The organism is Aliidiomarina sp. B3213, assembly GCF_003290085.1.
Lineage (GTDB): Bacteria > Pseudomonadota > Gammaproteobacteria > Enterobacterales > Alteromonadaceae > Aliidiomarina.
This window is the reverse complement of the sequence record NZ_QMKJ01000011.1, coordinates 1-368: the sequence shown is the minus strand read 5'-3', so window position 1 is coordinate 368 and position 368 is coordinate 1. Positions and strand designations below refer to the sequence as shown.

General features: G+C 49.5%; 1 tRNA gene and 1 rRNA gene. Both read right to left on the bottom strand.

Annotated features, from left to right (window positions below):
• Positions 1 to 125: 125 nt before the first annotated feature.
• A tRNA-Ile gene (locus DQX04_RS12345) sits at positions 126 to 202 on the bottom strand.
• A 72-nt stretch (positions 203 to 274) separates the two neighbouring features.
• Positions 275 to 368: ribosomal RNA gene (locus DQX04_RS12340) — 16S ribosomal RNA — on the bottom strand; the annotation flags it as partial.

Sequence of the window (368 nt, the reverse complement as noted above, 5' to 3'; positions counted from 1 at the left end):
CAGTATGCGACGAAGCCGACAACGCAGTTCAGAGCGACAAAAGTAATTTGCGGTTTAGCAAGGCGTTGAGGAGGAAGCATACACCAGTATGCGACGACGAAAACAACGAAGCAAAACCTCAAATTTGGTGGGTCTGAGTAGACTTGAACTACCGACCTCACCCTTATCAGGGGTGCGCTCTAACCAGCTGAGCTACAGACCCAGTACTATCTGTTCCAGCTATCAAGCCAATTCAATCTGTGTGAACACTCACAAGAAAAAAACATCTTATCGTTAAGGAGGTGATCCAGCCGCAGGTTCCCCTACGGCTACCTTGTTACGACTTCACCCCAGTCATGAACCACACCGTGGTAAACGCCCTCCCGAAG